The sequence below is a fragment of the Bacillus sp. ABA4_010 genome, assembly GCF_056159105.1.
Window position 1 is genome coordinate 1,202,065 of sequence record NZ_JBSWUN010000003.1, and the last position, 18,273, is coordinate 1,220,337.

Here is an 18,273-nt window from a genome sequence, read left to right on the forward strand (position 1 = left end):
TTTTGCGATACTATTCAACGACAGCACCGCCTTTCTCTGTTTGTGTTTCGTAAATTTCTTGATAAAGAGGGCAGCTTTCAAGTAATTTGTCATGTGTTCCAATGCCGACGATTTCCCCATCATCCATTACGAAAATTTGATCCGCATCCATAATCGATGAAATTTTTGATGCAATGATGAGCGTAGTCGTATGAGAGAACTCCGAGTCTAGCGCTTGAAGAATAGCTCTTTCTGAATTTGCATCAACAGCTGATGTGACATCATCTAAAATAAGAATCGCCGGTTTTCTAACAAAGGCTCTTGCAATCGATAACCGTTGCTTTTGGCCGCCAGACAAGTTGGTTGCGCCTTGTGTTAGTTCATGGTCAAATTGCTGGTCGAACCGTTCAATAAATTCTGCAGCATATGCCGAATGAGCGGCGGCCGCTAGTTCTTTTGCTGTTGCGGAAGGGTGACCGAAGCGAAGATTACTCGCAATACTACCGGAAAATAAAAGCGGTTTTTGGGCAATATAACCAATGGCTGACCGAAGCGTTTCTAGTTTCATGTTGTGAATAGGAATGCCGTCGATGAGAATGGCCCCTTGATCAACATCGTACAGTCGTGGGATGAGTTTGCTTAATGTCGTCTTCCCGCTTCCCGTTGGCCCGATAATGCCGATTTTTTCTCCTTTTGAGATTGTAAAGGACAGGTTCTTTAATACTTGTTCATCATTTTTGCTGTAGGAAAAAGAAACATGTTGAAACGTGATGTTTCCTTCAATCATGGAATCGGCTTCTAACTCTTCCGCTCGTTTCATTTCGCTTTTTGTTTCCAATACTTCCTGGATGCGATGAGCGGATGGAAAGGCACGCATTAATTGCATTAACACCATGCTGCTTGACATGAGCGCCATTAAAATAATATTTAAATAGTTAATAAATGCGAGGATAACCCCAACTTCCATCGCGCCTTCTTCTACTCGTATTGCCCCAAGCAAAAGAGCCGTCACGATGCCAGCGTTAATGACAAACATTAAAATCGGCATTAAAATCGTAATGATTTGGTCAGCCGTCATCGTCGTTTTCGTTAACGAATCATTCACCTTTTTAAATAAGCCTATTTCATCATCTTTCCGGACGAACGCCTTCACCACCCGGATGCCTGCAATGCTTTCTTGCAGTTTTGTATTAAGCTGATCGATGTGTTCTTGCACCCGTTTAAACCATATTTCTGCTTTTTTCGAAAGAAGAACAATAAAAAAGAGCAAAATCGGAATAATCACAAATAGAAGCGGAAAAAGGGCAGGCGCTTGAAAATAGACGATGGCAATACTTCCGATAAATAGAAGGGGGCCTCTCACGAATATGCGCAACGTCATCATAAAAGCCGTTTGAACTGCCGCAATGTCGCTTGTTGAAATGGTAATTAATTTTCCGATACCAAAAGAATCGCGATGTTCATTTGAGAAATGTTGCACCTTTTGAAACACATCGCGCCGCATATCTGCCGCAACATTCACCGCCGCGCGTGTACTGTAAATGGTACACCCGATTCCGCCGATGAGGCCGATGACAGCAGCCGACAACGTGAAAATTCCCATTTGTACGACATACGCCATATCATTGTTCGCAATCCCGTTATCAATCATTTTTTGCATAAGGAGCGGCTGTACTAAATCCATTGCGACTTCTATCGCCATTAATAACGGGGCTAGTATGACAAAAAGCTGATATGGTCTTGCATAGACGAGCACGAATCGAATAGCTTTCATTCATTCTGCTCCTTGTTCATCATGTGTTTCTCAGACCAGTCGATAAGCGTATTTTTTCCAGTTTGGATAATGGACATAAGTTCGGATGCAAGGGCTTGGTTTTGGAGCACAATTCTCGCCGCATATTGGAATTCTAAGTGAAAACTTTCCATCTCTGCCTGCAGCATGGCAGCTTCCTTTGATTGCTTCCACGTTAATAAAAGCCGCCACTCTTCCCAAAAGACGTCATCTTCATCATGAACAACCTCTGATAAAAACGCTAACCCTTTTGAATTGAGTGTATACACCTTTTTATCTGTTTGTTCATCAACAGAAATCCATTCTTTTGCAAGCAAATCTTGCAAAGCAGGGTAAATCGTTCCGGCACTTGGAGAATACACGCCTTCGCTGCGCTCTTCTAACAACTTCATTACTTGATAGCCATGACGCGGCTCTTCTTTCAGAAGCTGGAGAATCGCGAGCTGAATAAGACCTCTTCGTTTTTTAAATTTCGGTTTCGCCTTTTCCCGAAGATGCGGGGGCTTTTCGTAAAGGTGACGCGCTTTTTTTAATCCGGTTTCCGTAATCGACAACACCCCTTTATCGTCGGACACGATGTTATCAGCGAGCAGTTGATGGATGATATCATTCAGTTCGGGGATGGTATCACCTAAAACATTAAGTAGCTCTTCTTTGCGCATCGCTTTCCGATTTATATGTGTCAGGACGGTTAAAAGGTCCTGTTTTTTAAAAGCGGACATAGGCAACCTCCTATCATTGATTTTTTATTACGATAAATATTAATCGATATAGTTTCAAATGGCAAGAAATATATATCGATTAAAAAAAACGATATAGGATAAATAATCATTTGAGTGGTTTGTGACAGCCGATTACCAAACAAAGAAAAAGAGGAGATTTGTCGAACGTTGGAAGCGTTACCGTATAAAAACGAACTCATGAGAAGGTCATCGTCCGCATATTCTTATTGTAGAATAGGAGGCGGTAGCGATGAAGATAGAATCAGCGAAACGAATAGCGGAAGATTTGTATCCAGTTGTGGTCGCAAAAAGAGGGGAAATATTTGAGGATAGTGTTACCGTGGCGGCATTAAAAAAATACGTATATGACGATCGCAACATCAGTTTATATGTCGGAATGGCGATAATTTATCAGCTAGAAGCAGAAGGGTATATATCAAAGCCATTAGCTGAATTAGAATATCAGCGGAAGTTGTTGAAGTGAGAGAGGTTTATATGTATCAACCGAGAGGATTTGAGAGGAAACATAAGCTGTTGGAATCAATGATGGTGATGCTTCTTGATTGAATGAAGATGTGCCGAATGAAGACTATAAGAGTCAAATAAAAAGTGCCAGTTTCCTGCGGTATGAAGGCAGGGACTGGCACTTTTTTTGTCTTTGTAAACAATCTCAATCCATCATATATTTTTCCAATTTTTCTAGTATAATGTAACTATCTTTCTATTAAAGTAGGTGCTTATGAATGACGACAGCGATGACAGTAAATTTAGCAGAAGAAATACCGGTGAGTGGAGAACTGCCTCCTTCACAATCGTTATTGCAGCAGTATGAGAAGATGATTGTGACAACATTACTGCGCTCATTTGCACTCGATTTCATGTTCCAGGATCAGGACGGGGGAAATATTGATACGCCAGTCACCGCCCGAAAGTATGGATTGAAAGACGAGAATGCGAAGGCCCGTTATGAAAATCGTGGAGAATATAAGGATAAAAAAGGCATGTATCACCAACATGCAAACTATAAAAATCGAAATGCTGAAGCAACAGATGCACGTAAGGCGGGGAATTTAAGAGATTCATATACAGGTCAAAACATTCCAAGAAATGAAGCGCAAGACCTTGATCATACGATTGCTGCCAAAACTATTCATGATGACCCAGCTGTATATTTAACCAATTTGAACGGTGTTGATTTAGCGAATGCGAACACAAACTTAAATCATACCAATTACTCAATCAATCGCTCCAAAAAACAAAAGGATATGAAGCAGTTCATTCAAGAGCTTAAAGCAAAACAAGCTGCAAATGAAAGAAGGATGAATGAACTAAAAAGAAAAGACACTCTTTCCGATCGTGAGCGTGGGGAGCTGAAAAAGCTGGAGAATTTAAGTAAAGCCAATACGGATATGATGACTGAAGCGGATAAAAAGGCACGAAAAGAATACGAACAAACGGTTCGAACGGCTTACTTAAACAATCAAGAAACATGGACAAAATTGAAAAAGGATGCAGCAGCGCAAGGGATGAAAATGGGGCTTCGTCAAGTGCTTGGTGTGCTTCTTGCCGAGGTGTGGATGATTGTCCGCAAAAAATTTCCGCGACTTGTTGCGGACATGAAGGAAAGTTTTTCTCTGAAAGTCTTTTTGAAAGAGGTAGGTGAAACCTTTAAGGAAGCGTTTGAAATGGTAGGAAAAAAATTCAAAACGTTGATTAAAAATTTTGCCGACGGAGTCCTTTCTGGGATTATCGCGTCTTTATCTACTTTTTTTATTAACTTTTTCACTGGTACAGCGAAAAGCGTGGTCAAGCTTATTCGTGAGTTTTGGGGCAGCATAACAGAAATTTTCAGCTTGCTTATATTGAATCGCGACAATTTACCTCCAGGCGAGTTAATGCGTGCTATTTCAAAAATTATTGTGATGGCAGCATCGGTTGCAGCCGGAACCTTCTTAGGAGAAGCATTCAGTAAACTTCCCGTTGCACAGATGCCTGTGATCGGTGAGGCGCTGACGATTTTTATGAGTGGATTTACAACTGGAATATTGAGTATTTCTCTTCTCTATTTCATTGACCACTCACAACAGGTGGCTGAGCTCGTGCGCTTCCTTAATAAATGGGAAGATCGAATTAAACAGCAACAGGCATTTTATGCTGAATTACATGATGATTTAACGGAAAAGGTGAAGGAAATTTCTATGCTTTCACTAGAGGAACTAAACGAACAAATGAAAATGGTTCGCGAACTGTCGTCAAGTTGGACGAATGCCGCAACCATCAATGAGAAAAATGAAATTGTAACACAGGTTATGAAAAAAATGCGCTTGGACGTGCCTTATGAAGACCGAGATGGCTTAAAGGCAATGATGCGCGATCGATCTGTCACGTTACATTTCGGTTAGGAGCGAATGATGGGATTTTTGGATAAACTTCGTGATGTAAAAGATGCCGCGAGCTATAAGCTCGATGACGTCAAATATTTTGTTGCCGATAAGGCGGAAGATGCAAAAGATTTTGTGAAAGAAAAGGCACATGATGTCAAGGATTTAGTAGAGGATACCGCTTATTATGTCACCGATAAAGCAGCTGACACAAAGGATTTTCTTATTGATAAAGCAGTTGATACAAAAGATTTTGTGAGTGATAAAGCGTTTGATGCGCGCTGGTTTATTGAAGACAAGGCAGAAGAGGTGAAAGACTTTGTCAGTGATAAAGCAGTTGATGCAAAAGAATTTATGACGGAAAAAGTTCGCATTCAATCGAAAGCAGATGTAGTGGAACTGACAACGAATATACTTTTCCCTGCACAAATTCCTCTCAAGGTGCTCATGTCGACTGTGGGGAAAGACTCTGCGAGTAAAGTGCAGGAGAAAAATGATTCTTTGAACACACGCATTCACGCACTGCAAAGCTATCAGTCCGAAGGGCAGCAATTTAGCGAAACACTACAATCACATCTAGAGGACATTGCAAAGGCAAAAGCATTAATGCATAAACAGCTTGAATTTTTCTCGAAAGTATTGGAACAAATTCATAACCGACCTACTTACAACCTTTCATTAGATGGGCGTGAGATGACTTTCGACGAATTATTTCGTCACTCCAGCATGGATTCAGATTTTTCCTTATTCGACTCCTATTTATTAAAAATTTATGATGAGGATGCAGGAGTTATAGCTGGTCTTATGCGCTCGCCAATTTTTGCAGCCATCTTAAAATTTCGGGAAAAAGCACTTGGAAACAAGCTTGATCATGCAGTAAAAGAAGTCAACGCCTGCATTGACAACATGAAAACAGTAAATAGCTACTTGCAAGAGTTCTCTTTAATCGCTGGCATGTTTAGCGAATCATTGCAAGCAGTGGAAGAAGTATTTTGGGAAGTCGTGTTTGACTTGTCAGAGGTAGTAGAGAAAAAAGCGGACTTCGAGCAATTCACTGAAAATGAAGTAACCCTACTTGATACGACGATTAAATTTGTACATATCGTTATCGCGCTTTTAAATACGCATTTATTCGAACAAAAAGCGCCGGACGAAAATGGTTTAACACCTGTAAATAAAGAGGGGATGGAAAAGGTCATCGCACAATCAAAAGCAGCGCTTGAGACCGTTTAACTGTTCAATTTCGCAGTCCCCCAGTGCGGATAGTGCTGGGGGACTGGCACTTTAATAGAGCCTAGAAGAATTAATAAGCAAGTGGAGTTGAATCGCTCTAAAAAGATAGAATATTTAAAATAATCATTTACAAGAAAATAGATATGTTTTACAATAACACTAACAACGCAAGCGTATGCGTGAAAAATGTATCACCTTACAAGATGAAAGAAAATGTAAGCGATTTATTTAGTTGTCCATAACGATGAACATGGAGGTGTGAAAATTTTAAGTTATAACGCAACTGTATTGACTGCTCTTTAAAGCAAAAAGTGCATGAAAAGAACAGAAGATGAGTGTGCCGAATCATTTTTTTAACAACATGTCATGACGATACATAAGCAATCTTATTGTTTGCTTCACAAGTAGAAGCAGGTTATTATTTTCATCGCATTTCGCAAGCGTATGCGTAAATTAAGTCTTTTTTAAAAAGAATTTTCTTTTTTTACTTATACGCATACGGATGCGTAAAAATAAGTCATTAAACTCAATGGGAGAGGTGTTTGTTTTATATGGAAAAGTTACTAGAAGGAAAACTTTGTATTGTTACAGGGGCTGCGAGAGGAATTGGGAAGGCAGTAGCGGTGAAGTATGCGGAACACGGAGCCAATGTTGTACTTATGGACCTTAATAAAGAAAGTTTAGAATTAGCGGCTCAAGACATTGAAGCTTTAGGAGTACAAGTGTTACCTCTTGCGGTAGATGTGACTTCTTCACAGGAGATTAATGCTGCATTGGAGGAGATTGAAGCGCGATACGAAAAAGTTGATATTCTAGCAAACTGTGCGGGCATCTCTACTTCTGGATTGATTCTAGATGTTGAAGAGGATGAATGGGATAAAGTGTTTAATGTGAATTTAAAGTCTGTGTATTTACTCAGCAAACGGGTCGCTAAAAATATGATTGAACACGATGTGAAAAATGGGAAGATTGTTTCTATTTCTTCGCAAGCTTCAAAAATTGGAGAACTTGGAAATGGACCATATTGTGTGTCAAAAGCAGGCGTCAATTCATTAACTCAAATACTCGGACTAGAGTTAGCGGAGCATGGAATTGCGGTGAATGCGGTTTGCCCAGGCTATGTAAACACGGAAATGATTCAAAAAGTGTTCCAAGAGCGGGGGCCTATTGAAGGGATGACACCGGAAGAATATGAAAAAAGATTAACAAGTCAAGTCCCGATGAATAGATTGGCAGAGCCTGAGGAAATAGCGGAATTTATGCTGTTTTTAAGCAGTGAGAAAGCGAATTATATTACAGGTGTTTCCTTAACGATTGCTGGTGGAAAAACAATCATTTAATGAAGAAGGAGTGATCATTATGCGTTTATGTCTTGTGACAGATTCTTTAGGGAACATGGGATTTGAAGAAATGATGACGGCAGCCGCATCGCTAGGGTATGAATCGCTAGAGTTTGCGTGTGGTAACTGGTCAAAAGCTCCCCATGTTAATTTAGATGAACTATTGGAGAGTTCTTTAAAGCGAGAGAATTTTGTAAGCGCTATTAAAAAGCAAGGGCTTGAGATTGAAGCACTCAATTGTTCAGGCAATCAATTAGCCCCAAATGAAGAGGGAAGAGCGCATCAAGAAGTAGTAGAAAAAACCTTTAGGCTAGCGGAGCTATTAGGTGTTCAAAAGATTGTCATGATGTCTGGACTTCCTGGGGGAGGACCGGGGGATAAAACGCCTAACTGGATTACAACAAGCTGGCCGCCGATCGTGACAGAAATTTTAAATTGGCAATGGAATGAAGTGGCATTCCCGTATTGGGAAAAAACGGTCAAACAAGCGAAAGACTATGGAATTGAAAAAATTGCGTTGGAAAATCACGGATGTCAATTAGTGTATAATCCAGAAACTCTCTTCAAATTAAGAAACCATGTAGGCGAAATGGTCGGGATGAACCTTGACCCAAGTCATTTGTTTTGGATGGGCGGAGATCCGATTTTAGCTGCAAGACATTTAGGAAAAGCCATTTATCATGTTCATGCAAAAGACGTACGAATTGAACGAGGCTTAGTGGGAACAGATGGGGTTCTTGATACGAAAACAATCGATCGTTTTTCCGAGCGCTCATGGAATTATGTAGCGATGGGATATGGACATGACAGCACTTGGTGGGGCGAGTTCTTTTCCGTCCTCAGTATGGTTAGGTATGACGGACCTGTAAGTCTTGAAAATGAAGACTTGAACATGGATCAGCTTACTTCTGTCAAAAAATCGACTAAAGTATTGAAAGAAACCATGCTGAGAGAATTTGATTCCCATTCTGTTCAAGCAAAGGGCATATCTACAATGGTTTGATTTTAGATTATCTTATAAAATAACTAATTTTACTAGGGGGATAAGGGGTATGAAGAAATTTAGTTCCATTCTAGCAGTTGGTGCACTAGGACTTGGCGTATTATTAAGCGGTTGCAGCAGTTCAGAGTCAGGTGCAAGTGAAGGGGATTCGAACTCTAGTTCAACTAAAGTTGCGGTTGTTCTCAAATCATTGAATAGTGAATATTGGAAGTTAGTAGAGCGAGGAGCAGAGGATGCGGCTAAAAAATATGGAGTGGATGTTAGTGTAATGGGGCCTGCTGATGAAACGCAAGTAGAACAGCAAGTTTCCATTATTCAAGATCAGCTTACAAATGGTGCGGGTGCTTTAGTATTAGCCCCTAGTCAGCCAACGGCGGTCCTAAATGTTCTTGAACAAGCGAGAGATGAAAACATTCCGGTTGTCTTAGCGGATAGTGATGCAGAATATCCAGAGAAAGTAAGTTTTGTAGGAACTGAGAATTTTGATGCAGGTAAAATGGGTGGCGAATACATTGCGAGTCAATTGAAAAAAGGGGACAAAGTTGCCATTATTCGTGGACAGTTAGGAAGCAAAACACATGATGACCGCACGAACGGAGCACAAGAAGCGTTAGAAGCAGCAGGGCTTGATGTGGTCACGGTTCAGCCGGCGGATAGTGATCGAGTGAAAGCGATGAGCGTCATGGAGAACATTCTTCAATCACATCCTGATATTAAAGCCGTGTTTTCATCAAGTGAGGATATGGCAATAGGTGCTTTGCGAGCAGTGCAATCTAAAAACATTATGATTGTCGGCTTTGATGGAACATCTGAAGGGTTAAAGTCTATCCAATCAGGCGGATTGATTGCGGAAGTTGCACAAGATCCATATAACATTGGCTATTTAGGAGTGGAAGCGGCGGTTAAAGCGATGAACGGCGAAGCGGTAGAACAACGAATCGATTCTGGTGCGAAGGTTATTACGAAGGAAAATGTAGAAGAAGCGATTACGAAAATTAATGACCTTGTAAATTAACGATTTGCCAATCTCTTTTTAGAACGTGTTTTCTATCTTCATAAGATCATCGAGGGTGTTTGAAAAGGGGAAAATCACTCCTGTTCAGACACCCTCAGTTTATAAGCAACGAAGAAATGAGGCGGGAACATAACCGTTGATTAACGATTCTCAATATTGTAAGATGGTAAAAGATAGAACGCATACGAATGCATAAAATAAAAAATAAAAGAGGCATGGAGCGATTATGGCGATTACGACAAAAGATATTGCGAAACTGGCGAATGTCAGCCAATCTACAGTATCGAGATGTTTAAATGACAGCCCGATGATTTCAGAGAAAACAAAGAAAAAAGTATTGAAAATTGCACAAGAACACGGCTTTCAATTTAATGCTCACGCCAGAAGTTTAAGCGCCAACAAAACCTATACAATTGGTGTCATTCTCCCGAAAAGTTTAGCTTTTTTTGGAGGAGAGATGCACTTTAGATCTTGGCAAAATGAGTTAATAGAAAGTTTAGAGCGATTAGAATTTGATGTTATTGTATCCTTTTTTGAGAATCGATTTACAAAACAAAATAATATTAAACGGCTCATTACAGCTAAAAAAGTAGATGGCCTTATCATTTTAGAGCCAGACTTAGATGAAGAGACTATTACGATATTAGAAACAACAGATGTTCCTTTTATTTTCTGCAAATACATTCCCTCTTTTTATAAAACAAAGGATGTCGACTTTGTATGTGTTGATCAATTTAAAGGAGGATATATAGCGGTCGACCACCTTATTAAGCAAGGGCATCAAAAAATTATGTGCATTTCAGCTAACCATACAGGTGGAGAATTTGAGTTAAGGACGGAAGGATTTAAAGCAGCGCTACATGATTATCATATTCCATATGATGATCAGATGTTATTTTATGGAGACACTACTTTTGAATCTGGGTATCAGGTGATCAAAGATCATCAAGACATGTTGAACGATGTTACAGCTATTTTTGCGCAAAATGACTTAATGGCATTGGGAGCGATGCTTGCTTTAAAGGAAGCGGGTGTTAACGTACCGAACGATATGGCCGTTATAGGGTTTGATGATATTGAATTATGTACCTTTTATAAACCATACTTAACGACTATCCATCAACCGACTAAAGAAATTGCTGCACTAACATGTAAGCGATTAATCGAGAAATTAAACTCAACAGAGTCATCGATGAAGCAAAAACTTGAAATCAGTCCTACGTTAGTTGTTCGGGAATCGTGTGGAATGAATGTGTAATGTTATTCCACTTTTTACGCAAATGAGCGCAAAGACAGTCATTCATAAGCTCTAAAAAACCTTTACTCCATATGCAATAGGGTAAAGGTTTTTCGTGTTGAGTCACAAAACTATTTTCTTCTCGACAATATAAAATAAAAAGGCTGCCCGAGACGAAACAGCCAATCAGAGCAACGACGGGATGTATGTGCTGACAGAGGTGTGGAGTTCGACTCCGTAGAATGGACGACTTACTATCCATTAATGTGAAACATAAAAGCGGGAAACCTTGAGTGATTAGGTTTCCCGCTTTTTCTTGTTTTATATTAAGAGTTACATATAGTCATAAACAGAATCATCCAAATAGAGCCAGTGGTAATATTCAATCTGTGCATCTGTCATGTTAGAAATTTCTTTTTCATTAAATTTGCTTTGCTCAAGTAAGCTCTGTACTTTAGAATTTCGTTCAGCTTGGCTCATCTTAAATCCTCCCTATTGATGAAGTAGTTAAATGATTGAAACCGTTTTCTTTTTCTTATTTTTATTATATATCTCAATGTGAGATTAAACAAATATCAATTTGAGATGATTTTCCAAGAAATAATATAGGAATGTTATTTATTTGGAGATTTTTCAATTGTAGAGCCATATTGATTACCAGGAAGTGAATTATATTTTTCACAGAATAAATTAGTGGATAATTAATAACTATAGAGAGTTTGGAGAATGGAGCAAGCATTGAAATATAGACTAAAAGGAATGGTAGCACCGTCCGCTTAGGACATAAAAGAACCGTACGCATCTCCAAACGTACGGTTCTTTTAAATATGTAGGAAAACAACTAAATCGCTTTGAAGGTGGTACTGAATGGTTTCTTGTTCTGGTTACATTTATTATATACCACTTTCATTAATCTGACAATACTTAATTTTCTGAATATTAATAAGCTGTAATTTAGCGTCATCAGCTTAGCTCGCACACGGCTCTTTTCTATATAATTTTTTAGAGAAGGTTGTAACGTCACTATATCAACATTGAGAAACGTTCACAATAAATAATACTTGATTATCAATATATTTGACAAAACTAAATAACGAAAATATAGTTAGTTATATAAAGTAACTAACGTTTAAAATAAGAACTATATATTTTCGCTTTATACATGGGTGAACATTTATAATGGATTATTAAAAACAATTGAATTTGCCCTCGAATTTTCTAAATGAATCTGATATCGTTGGAGGATAACTACATGACTTTTCATGAAAAACCACATACATTTGTTAGTCACATACATTTAAACGTGACCGATTTACAGCGTTCACTTGAATTTTATCAAACCATCATTGGTTTTAAAGTATTGGAACAAACCGAAAGAAAAGCTTCCTTATCAGCAGATGGGAAAACACCGCTTGTTCTAATAGAGCAGCCGGAAAATGTGCTTCCGAAGCAGCGGCGTACAACAGGGCTTTACCATTATGCGTTATTGCTGCCAAGCCGTGCGGATTTAGCTAAGTTTATGTTACACATGATGAAAATCGACTATCCACTTCAAGGCGGTTCCGATCATCTTGTGAGTGAAGCCCTTTATTTCGCTGACCCCGACGGAAACGGCATTGAAATCTACTCTGACCGTCCGTCATCATCATGGAAGTGGAACGGAGACAAAATTGAGATGGCGACTGCGCCAATGGATGTAGAGAGCATTGTAAAAGAAGATGACGGACAACCATGGGAAGGTCTTCCCGCTCGTACAATTATGGGGCATATTCATTTGCATGTCGCTGAATTAGACAAAATCGAGCAGTTTTATCGCGAAGGTCTTGGCTTTGACATTGTATCTCGATATAGCGGTCAAGCATTGTTTATCTCGACTGGCGGTTACCACCATCATATTGGATTAAATACATGGCATGGTGTCGGGGCTCCAGCTCCTGCTAAAAACAGTGCTGGTATGAGTTTCTATACCATCGTGTTTCCAAATGAGGAGACACGCCAAGAAGCGATCGAGCGAATTAGTGCAATGGGAGCAACTGTGACGGAACAGCAAGGAGCTTTATTGACAGAAGACCCTTCAGGGAACAAAATCGAATTAAGTATGTAAGAAAGTATTCTCTATTATTAGGAGAGTAATAGGTGGTTTAACAATGAAGCTTGAAGCAGATGTTTGCATTGTTGGTGGTGGTCCTGGCGGGGCGCTTTTAGGCTATTTACTTGCGAAAAACAATTTTTCAACCATTATTCTTGAGCGCCATGAAGGAATCGATAAGGAGTTTCGCGGCGAGCATTTGAATCAAGAAGGGGAAGCCATTTTGCGCGCTCATAATCTGTATGAACAAGTAGAGCAAGAAGGCCTTTTATTCATGGAACGAGTAGAATATTGGCAGGATGGCCATATGTTTAAGGAAATCACTCCTGCAGTTGGCGAACAGCATGTCGGAATTCATGTTCCGCAAAAGAATTTATTAAGTGTATTGCTTCGTGCAGCTGACGCCTTTCCTCATTATAAGCGGATGATGGGAACGAGAGTGACCTCATTGTTGATGAATGAGGATGGTGCGGTGACAGGGGTCAAAGCAAAAAAGGGCAATGAGGAAATCGTCATTAAAAGCTCGGTTGTCGTTGGGGCAGATGGCCGGTTTTCTACCATTCGAAAATTAGCAGGCATTCCGTTTTCCACTATAAAACACGGGTACGACTTACTTTGGGCAAAAATCCCGACGCCGTTAGGATGGCAACCGACCATTAAACAGGCATTAGTAAATGATAAGCAAGTTGCGTTATTTACTCAAGTTGGCGGCTATGTCCAAATTGGATGGAATATTGAGGAGGAGTCGTATCCTCGCTTAAAAGCTCAGTCATTTGAACCGTTTATCCAGCAGGTCATGGAGGCATTTCCTGAACTGAGCGAAAATGTTGACCATTATATCCAGTCGTGGCATGATTTTATTTTATTAAAAGTTTATAGCACAAAATGCGAAACATGGGTGAAAGATGGTCTTGCGATTATCGGAGATGCCGCTCATACAATGAGTCCGACTGGTGCGTATGGAATTAATGCCAGCTTAGCTGATGCACATGTGTTAAGTGAAGTGATTGCTGAAGCTCTTCATCATGGAGATGTCAGTGCAGCTCAATTGAAAAAATTTGAACAGCTGCGCCGTGGAGCGGTCGAAGCACTGCAAGAGCAGCAACTTATAAAAGAAGCAACATATAAAGAACATTTCGCTGTGCTATCTCATTAGTCGAGACGGTGAAATATGCAGGAGGAACCGTGTTGGAACAATTACAAGTAAAATCAACCATTCTATCTGTATTAGAAGATAAAATACAGATGATAAAAACAGGGGAAGGTGCGATTTATTTAGTCGGACCGATTAAATTGCCGGTGAATTTATCGGGTAAAACCGTTGAATTTAAATGGTATAGCTGGCTGAAGACCGATGAAGCTGTAGAAGATTATCAAGAAGTGATTGACCGATTATCATCTGCCAACTTGGCTGATTACCAGCAATCAAGTGTGCTAACGTACGGTGATTTTGAATATGGAGAGGATGCGTTAATTCGTATGCATTCCATCTGCCATACGGGCGATATATTTGGAAGCAAGCGCTGTGACTGCGGCTATCAGCTAGAGCAGTCCATGAACATGATCGTCGAGAACGGTGCCGGCGCATTATTTTATTTAGCGAACCATGAAGGACGAGGCATTGGCTTATTCAGTAAAGCGATGGCTTATATTTTGCAGGAAAATGGCTATGATACCGTCGAAGCAAATGAAGCTCTTGGCTTCGCAGATGACTCACGAAATTATGAAGAAGCGATTGCGGTATTAAAAGCATTGCGCTCTATGCCTGTCAAGCTCATTACGAATAACCCGAAAAAACTGGAAGCCTTAAAAGCAGCGGGCTTGCCCGTCTCAGGAAGAACACCGCTATGGGGCGACAAGTCGGAGTACAATGAATATTACTTGCAGACGAAAGTGAAGAAGTCAGGGCATTTAGTTTAACCGAGACGATGAGGAATAGAGAAGGAGATTCCAAAAATCTCCATTTTGACTGGCGTTTTTTGGAAGTGTGACATGAGAAGTGGCCACGTAAAAGTTATGTTTCAATAACCTTTACGTGGCCACTTTTTTTCTTATTTTAATAAGTATAAACAAAATTCCAGGTCTTTTTGCAGATGTTCTTTCATTAATTGTTCGGCTAGATCGCCATCATGATGACAAATGGCTTCGTATATTTTTTCATGTTCATTTAAAAGGTTTGGCCGTTTTTGATAGACGACAGTTTTCCGAAATAGATAAATGATGGATTGCATTCGATTAATAATGTCAATCATGACAGGGTTATGACTGGCCGCTACAATAATATTATGAAATTCTTCATTTGCCTTCATAATTTCGTTCACATCACCATTTTTGGCTCTATCAATACATCCTTTTAGTTTCTCTAATTCTTCTGCTGACATAAATGAGGCAGCAGAACGAGCTGAATCTCCTTCGAGGAGAATTCGAACTTGAAACAAATGACGTAAATCTGTAACAGACGGACTGACGACTCTCTTTTTTTGAATAAGGCCTTCTTGTTCAAGTTTGCGAATGGCTTCTCTTACAGGTGTTCGACTTACTCCAAATTCCTCTGCAAGTCGCTCCTCTACAAGTTTTGTGCCGCCTTCTAATTCACCGTTAAGTATTTTATCACGGATTCGTTCGTATGCTTCCATATAGTTCAGTCGAGATGGTTGACTTTTCAAAGCAAATAGCTACTACAACTATGTATTACGTTTTCATCTTGTTCTGGCATGCAGTAACTTTTCCTCCTTTCATCTCCAAAAACAAGGTTACCCCCGTACTCACAGGCCGCTCCCATGAAAGGGAGTTTCTTTAGTATTATAGCTTACTTTTTTTAGCACTCCAATAAGAGGAATGAATGATTTATTTATATAAAGGGATAAGAACCTTCTAAACCTATGCGGGTGACACCTCCTTTTATGAACGTCCTTTCATTAAATAAAGCAATGTCGAGTAATTCAGGGAAAAGTTATGAATCGTAGGAACAAAAAGATCGATTTCCAGCTTAAAGAATCATTAGAAAAATTAGGGGAATTAAAAAAGAAAAACAGTTTTTTGTATGCATCATCACAAAAATGAATACTATTTTAATAATTTTGTATACAAAATTATTTATATGGTGTACAATGAAGTTGTAAATGAAAGCGGTTTAAAAAAGGGGAGGACTCAATGATGAAAGTAACTTTTATCGGTTTAGGTATTATGGGAAAACCTATGGCAATGAATCTAATGAAAAATGGATATGAATTAACGGTTGTTGATATAAATGAAAGCGCTGTAAAAGAGCTTGTGAATGGTGGAGCTGCTGCTGGACATTCTCCAAAAGAAGCAGCGCAAACAAGTGATGTTATTATTACGATGCTTCCGAATTCTGAACATGTGAAAAGCGTCGTTTTAGGTGAGAACGGAGTCATCCATGGTGCAAAGCCTGGGGCAGTAGTTGTTGATATGAGTTCCATTTCACCTGTTGTTTCAAAAGAGATTGCCAACGCTTTAGAGGCTAAGGGAATTGAGATGCTGGATGCTCCTGTTAGTGGTGGAGAACCAAAAGCAATCGATGGAACGCTTGCGATTATGGTTGGCGGTAAGGAAGATGTATTTAATAAAGTACAACCTATATTTGCATGCTTAGGTAAGGACGTTACCCTTGTAGGGGGGAATGGATGTGGAACCACAGCTAAGCTTGCTAATCAAATTCTTGTAAACGTTCACATTGCAGCGATGTCTGAGGCGCTCGTTTTAGCTGCCAAAGCAGGGATCGATGTTGAAAAAATGTACGAAGCCATTCGCGGCGGACTTGCTGGAAGTGCCGTTCTTGATGCGAAAGTTCCGCTGATTTTAGAAAGAAACTTCGTAGCTGGGGGCCGAATTGATATTAATATGAAAGATTTGAAAAATGTGATGGAAACAGCACACAGCATTGGTGTTCCACTGCCAATCTCTAGTTCAGTTCTAGAAATCTATCATGCTTTACAAGTAGCTGGAAAAGGGGCAGATGATCATGGCGGAATGATTCAGTACTATGAACAGCTTGCGAATGTAGAGGTAAAGAAAGGTGTTACAGTATGAGAAATGAACGTGATTTAGCTTTAGTTCAGTCACAATATCCGACTTATGATCAAGAACAGCTCAAGAAAGCGTGGGAAAGTTCAAGAGAACATTTCCATCATAAAGTGATTGTCCTTGATGATGACCCGACAGGAGTGCAGACCGTACATGGAGTATCGGTGTATACTGATTGGGAAGAAGAGACAATTGAAACTGGGTTTTTAGAAGAAAATCAAATGTTCTTTATTTTGACGAATTCAAGAGCCTTTACTGAGGAAGAGACAAGGGAAGTACATGCTCATATTGCAGAGATAGTAGAGAGCATTTCTCGCAAACATAATATTCCATATTTACTGATTAGTCGTGGTGATTCTACCCTTCGTGGTCATTATCCTCTCGAGACAACTGTTATGAAAGAGAAGATAGAAGAAAAAGGGACAATGATAGACGGAGAGATTTTACTGCCGTTTTTTAAAGAAGGCGGACGCTTAACAGTGGATAACATTCATTATGTGCAATACGGTGAGAAGCTTGTACCAGCAGGTGAAACAGAGTTTGCGCTTGACCGAACATTCGGCTATCAATCGAGTGATCTTGGTGAATATATCGAAGAAAAAACAAACGGTGAATATCGTAAGGAAGATACGGCGTATATCTCATTAGATGAACTGCGGAGCTTATCCATTGAGACAATTACCGAGAAGTTGATGAACGTGACAGATTATAAAAAAGTTGTGGTTAATGCACTGAATGAAGATGATGTAAAAGTATTTACCATCGGATTGATTGCGGCATTGCAAAAAGGTAAGCGTTTCCTTTATCGCACAGCAGCAACTTTCACAAAAATCATTGGCAATATTCCATCTCGCCCGTTATTAACAAAAAAAGAATGTGTAGATTCTACCTCTACACATGGCGGACTTATTGTAGTTGGGTCACATGTGCAAAAAACAACCGACCAGCTAGAGGCTCTTCGTTCATTAACAGATTTGTATTTTATTGAATTAGACTGTCATCTCGTTTTGGACAAGCAAGCTTTCCAAGAGGAGATTAATAGAGTAAGAGCGATAGCAGAAGAAAAAGTGTCGCAAGGTGTTACCACGGTTATTTATACGAGAAGAGAGCGCCTTGATCTTGGTGAAGGAATGAAAGAGGAAGAATTGAAGCTTTCCGTCGATATTTCTGATGCTGTCACGAGTATTGTTCGAGACTTTGCTTATAGACCTTCTTTTATTATTGGGAAAGGCGGGATTACATCGAGTGATATCGGAACAAATGGATTACGAGTTAAACGAGCAACCGTTCTTGGTCAGATTGCGCCTGGAGTCCCCGTTTGGAAAACAGAAGGAGAAAGTACATTCCCTTATATTCCTTATGTCATCTTCCCAGGGAATGTAGGAGAGGTGTCTACGTTAAAAGAAGTTGTCGAGCGTTTAACCTAAAACAAAAA

16 protein-coding genes are annotated in these 18,273 nt (G+C 39.7%); 12 read left to right on the plus strand and 4 right to left on the minus strand.

The window, feature by feature from the left end; genetic code table 11:
* Nucleotides 1-10: 10 nt before the first annotated feature.
* On the minus strand, nucleotides 11-1,753 hold the full coding sequence (locus ACXAEO_RS07115) for an ABC transporter ATP-binding protein (RefSeq protein ID WP_474879653.1): 1,743 nt from the start codon (nucleotides 1,751-1,753) through the stop codon (nucleotides 11-13).
* A complete protein-coding gene (locus tag ACXAEO_RS07120) occupies nucleotides 1,750-2,493 on the minus strand; it encodes a PadR family transcriptional regulator (protein ID WP_474879655.1) in 744 nt (247 codons plus the stop codon). The genes ACXAEO_RS07115 and ACXAEO_RS07120 overlap by 4 nt, the downstream gene beginning before the upstream one ends.
* Before the next feature lie 250 nt (nucleotides 2,494-2,743).
* On the opposite strand from ACXAEO_RS07120, the gene ACXAEO_RS07125 reads away from it, so the two are divergent.
* From ACXAEO_RS07125 to ACXAEO_RS07155, 7 genes are all read left to right on the plus strand, one after another.
* On the plus strand, nucleotides 2,744-2,977 hold the full coding sequence (locus ACXAEO_RS07125; protein ID WP_474879658.1) for a hypothetical protein: 234 nt from the start codon (nucleotides 2,744-2,746) through the stop codon (nucleotides 2,975-2,977).
* 259 nt (nucleotides 2,978-3,236) lie between these two features.
* Nucleotides 3,237-4,895 carry a hypothetical protein gene (locus ACXAEO_RS07130; RefSeq protein ID WP_474879660.1) on the plus strand — a complete coding sequence of 553 codons (1,659 nt, stop codon included), beginning with the start codon at nucleotides 3,237-3,239 and terminating at the stop codon, nucleotides 4,893-4,895.
* Nucleotides 4,896-4,901: 6 nt separating this feature from the next.
* Nucleotides 4,902-6,107 carry a hypothetical protein gene (locus ACXAEO_RS07135; protein WP_474879663.1) on the plus strand — a complete coding sequence of 402 codons (1,206 nt, stop codon included), beginning with the start codon at nucleotides 4,902-4,904 and terminating at the stop codon, nucleotides 6,105-6,107.
* 551 nt (nucleotides 6,108-6,658) lie between these two features.
* A complete protein-coding gene (locus tag ACXAEO_RS07140) occupies nucleotides 6,659-7,447 on the plus strand; it encodes an SDR family NAD(P)-dependent oxidoreductase (protein ID WP_474879665.1) in 789 nt (262 codons plus the stop codon).
* Nucleotides 7,448-7,466: 19 nt separating this feature from the next.
* Nucleotides 7,467-8,450, plus strand: coding sequence for a sugar phosphate isomerase/epimerase family protein (locus ACXAEO_RS07145; protein ID WP_474884014.1), 984 nt, complete (start codon nucleotides 7,467-7,469; stop codon nucleotides 8,448-8,450).
* A 49-nt stretch (nucleotides 8,451-8,499) separates the two neighbouring features.
* Nucleotides 8,500-9,465, plus strand: coding sequence for a sugar ABC transporter substrate-binding protein (locus ACXAEO_RS07150; protein ID WP_474879667.1), 966 nt, complete (start codon nucleotides 8,500-8,502; stop codon nucleotides 9,463-9,465).
* A 226-nt stretch (nucleotides 9,466-9,691) separates the two neighbouring features.
* Nucleotides 9,692-10,723: a LacI family DNA-binding transcriptional regulator gene (locus ACXAEO_RS07155; protein ID WP_474879669.1), complete on the plus strand. Its 1,032-nt coding sequence runs from the start codon at nucleotides 9,692-9,694 to the stop codon at nucleotides 10,721-10,723.
* A gap of 312 nt (nucleotides 10,724-11,035) precedes the next feature.
* Here ACXAEO_RS07155 and ACXAEO_RS07160 read toward each other — a convergent pair whose 3' ends face one another.
* Nucleotides 11,036-11,182 (minus strand): BH0509 family protein, encoded by a 147-nt coding sequence (locus tag ACXAEO_RS07160; protein ID WP_474879671.1) that lies wholly within the window; start codon nucleotides 11,180-11,182, stop codon nucleotides 11,036-11,038.
* 772 nt (nucleotides 11,183-11,954) lie between these two features.
* Here ACXAEO_RS07160 and ACXAEO_RS07165 point away from each other — a divergent pair.
* From ACXAEO_RS07165 to ACXAEO_RS07175, 3 genes are all read left to right on the plus strand, one after another.
* Nucleotides 11,955-12,806, plus strand: coding sequence for a VOC family protein (locus ACXAEO_RS07165; protein ID WP_474879675.1), 852 nt, complete (start codon nucleotides 11,955-11,957; stop codon nucleotides 12,804-12,806).
* A 43-nt stretch (nucleotides 12,807-12,849) separates the two neighbouring features.
* A complete protein-coding gene (locus ACXAEO_RS07170; RefSeq protein WP_474879679.1) occupies nucleotides 12,850-13,947 on the plus strand; it encodes an FAD-dependent monooxygenase in 1,098 nt (365 codons plus the stop codon).
* A gap of 89 nt (nucleotides 13,948-14,036) precedes the next feature.
* On the plus strand, nucleotides 14,037-14,711 hold the full coding sequence (locus tag ACXAEO_RS07175; protein WP_474884017.1) for a GTP cyclohydrolase II: 675 nt from the start codon (nucleotides 14,037-14,039) through the stop codon (nucleotides 14,709-14,711).
* Nucleotides 14,712-14,842: 131 nt separating this feature from the next.
* Here the strand turns inward: ACXAEO_RS07175 and ACXAEO_RS07180 are convergent, their stop codons facing one another.
* Complete coding sequence (locus ACXAEO_RS07180) at nucleotides 14,843-15,457, minus strand: GntR family transcriptional regulator (protein ID WP_474879682.1); 615 nt, start codon at nucleotides 15,455-15,457, stop codon at nucleotides 14,843-14,845.
* Nucleotides 15,458-15,947: 490 nt separating this feature from the next.
* Here ACXAEO_RS07180 and garR point away from each other — a divergent pair, with 490 nt between their 5' ends.
* Nucleotides 15,948-16,844, plus strand: coding sequence for a 2-hydroxy-3-oxopropionate reductase (garR, locus tag ACXAEO_RS07185; protein ID WP_474884018.1), 897 nt, complete (start codon nucleotides 15,948-15,950; stop codon nucleotides 16,842-16,844).
* On the plus strand, nucleotides 16,841-18,265 hold the full coding sequence (locus ACXAEO_RS07190; protein ID WP_474879686.1) for a four-carbon acid sugar kinase family protein: 1,425 nt from the start codon (nucleotides 16,841-16,843) through the stop codon (nucleotides 18,263-18,265). Before garR ends, ACXAEO_RS07190 begins: the two co-directional genes overlap by 4 nt.
* Nucleotides 18,266-18,273 lie beyond the last annotated feature (8 nt).